Source organism: Helicobacter salomonis (assembly GCF_900197775.1).
In the GTDB taxonomy this organism is placed as follows: domain Bacteria; phylum Campylobacterota; class Campylobacteria; order Campylobacterales; family Helicobacteraceae; genus Helicobacter; species Helicobacter salomonis.
Map to the genome: position 1 here is coordinate 1 of NZ_FZMA01000029.1, position 2,767 is coordinate 2,767.

The following is a 2,767-nucleotide window of genomic DNA, read 5'->3' on the forward strand; positions in this document are numbered from 1 at the left end:
CATTATTTCACCCCCTTGAGTATTTTGGGGGGGATAGGGGCAAGGGGGAATACCAACAAGAGCGTATGCGCGCTAGCATTCTCAAACTCAAAGATGTTGCCCAGCTTAGTGCTGAGCAGAGAAGACAAATCTATAGAGATCGCAATTTTGGCACTTCGCTGTTCAACAGCCTCACCATGGACGCTAAGCAGGATTTGCAAGAGTACCAAGAGAGCATCAAGGCTAGACATTTGGTAGCAGATGTCTCTAAGGCGATGGCCTTGTATGACAACATCGCCCAGGAGAAAAACATTTTCAGCATGCTCTTTAGCGATGACCCCAAGCTCAAAGAACAATACCGTGCAGGCGCACAGGCCATTGCCAAAGCAGCTGGCTTTGAGGGGGTGCACTTTGATGAGAAGGGCAAGATGTTTGTCTCTAAGGATGCGCAGCTCTACCAGGTCAATGACAACTTCTTTGATAATTTTAAAACCCTCATTGCGGGCAATGCCTTCTCCATTGTGGGCTCTATGGGGGGAGCTTTGCAGGGGGCTAGCAAGAGAGGGCTGATAGGGGGCATTGTAGGAGGAGCTCTAGGAGGTTTCATGGGGGCTGGGCTTGATGCAGGTTTGAGTAATTTCATTCTCAATCGAGAGAATAATTTCAAAGAGAATCTAGCCCACATGCTCCAAGAAGGGGCCTTGAGCTTAGTGGCAGACGCNNATGAAGAGTGTCTTTGGAGAGGACAGCCCCATATACAAGGCCTATGACATAGCCCATAACATCTTGAGCTTGCCCAAGCACACGCAGCGCCAGGAGGCCTTTATCCAGGCCATCCGCGCTGATGAGAGTGGACATCTCATCGCCTTTCTTAGCGAGGCGGCTAATTCCAGCGTGCAAGCCCAGCACACTCTCAAGAGTATTTTAAACAAGACCACAGCCAACCTAGAGCAAGAATTGCACAAACTCAACTTAAATAGAGCAGACATCAAGGGCATCTTTGAGGATTTAGACAAAGGCACTAAGGAGGGCTATGCGGATGCGATGGAGCGTGTGCTAGTGCAAGCCCTAGGAGATCACAAGGTCAAACTCAGCCCGCAGAGTGCCCCAGAAGGAGAGATGAGTTACACGCAATTCAAACAGAGTTTAAAGCAACAAGGGCTTTTGGATGAAGCTAAGAATTTCTTAAACGCTATAGAACACTCGGTGTATAATCCCCAAGGGGTGAGTTTCTCCCAATTAGAGGGGGCGCGCAAATTACTCAATAGCTATTATAAACACACCCAAGACCCCAATCTAAAGGATCACATTCAAAAGGCCTTAGAGGGCTTTTTAAGACGCGACATCAAGCAGGGGGTCAACACTCTCTTTGAGAACATCCCTGAAGCATTTAGGGGCAAATTTAGCCAACTCTTTGAAGTGGCCCTGCAAGATTACGCCACCATGAAGCAGACCTTAAGGCATGTCAAGAAATTGGGCCTAAGAGATGCCCATAAGAGTGAGGAGGAGGCTTTAAACTCTTTGCTCAAATTTGCTAAGGGGCAGGGAGAGGGTGTAGATAATTTCAGCCAACTGGCTAAGGGCTTGAATGCCTCCAATAGAGAAGTGCTAGAGCTGCACATGCTCGAGCGCTTGTTTAAACGCTCTCTAGTGGAAGCACAGGACTTGAGTGTCTTTGATAGCCACCACTTCTTGCAGAATTTAGCCAAACTCAAGGAGGGGACTTTTCAATCTCAAGGGGCTAAGGACTTCATAGAAATTGCCCAAGGCTTTCACAAACTCTTCAACCAAGATGCCCAGATTGCCAGAAGTCTCAAGCCCACTACAGGAGGGAAGATGGGTAGCTCTATTGCCACCTCTGTACAAGGAGCCGCTCAATTCCAAATCACTAAGGCCCTCTTTGACTTTGTAGTGCGCACCATGATCCCCTATATTCCCTTTGCCAAAGCCCTCAATGACAAGGTGAGTGGGGCAGCCTTTAGATATCACATCAAAGCCGCTTTGCACAAGAGTCATAGTGTCTCAGACTTTAAGCAACACCTTAACACTCTAGCCAAGCGTGTGGAGTTTGACAACGCCACTAAGGCGTTAATTAGAGAGATTGAGGGGGGGTTACCTTCTGATGAGCCACCACCTAGTGGGGGAACACCTAGAGCGCATTTAGAGGATAGTGGAAGTGCAGGCAAGGGGGGGAACAAACTCCCTAGTAGCCAACCAGAACCCACAGAGCCTATAACGCCTAGGGGGGATGCAGAGGCAGAAATACCTGCAAAAGGTAGTGTGGACGCAAGACCCTATAGCGTCATTGAGGACCAAGAGGCCAAAGAGGCATTCATTGAGGACCTAGACTTAAGTGTGCATGCTACGCCTATTCCTAAAGAAATCGATGTAGAGGCTTTTTTAAAGAGTTTAGAGGGAGTGGAGAATAAGCAGAGGTTCATTGAGCATTTAGCTAGTAGAGGGGATGCATCCCGCCGTTTAGCTTATTTAAACCTTGTAGAACCCACACTCACAAACCCCAATATAAAACTATTCTTTAAAAAAGGAAACAAACAAGAATATATTAAGGCGTTTAAACAAGAAGGCAAGCCATTAGTCTATTTATTAGTAACAGCTGATGATAACAAGTTGCTTATTACAGGAATACCCGACGCACATCTGAGATATGTTAGAGGACAACTGCAGAATGCGGACATTATCCACTCTTTTATTCCGCCGAACAGGCTTGCCAATGAGCAAGGTGATTTAACACCGAGTGGGCTACTAAAAAGTGAGACTACCACCCCCC

Annotated in this window: 1 pseudogene; it reads left to right on the top strand. The window is 47.3% G+C overall.

The features are described 5' to 3' along the window. Window positions 1-702: 702 nt before the first annotated feature. A pseudogene (locus tag C6H04_RS05520) lies at window positions 703-2,767 on the top strand (DUF3519 domain-containing protein); the annotation flags it as partial.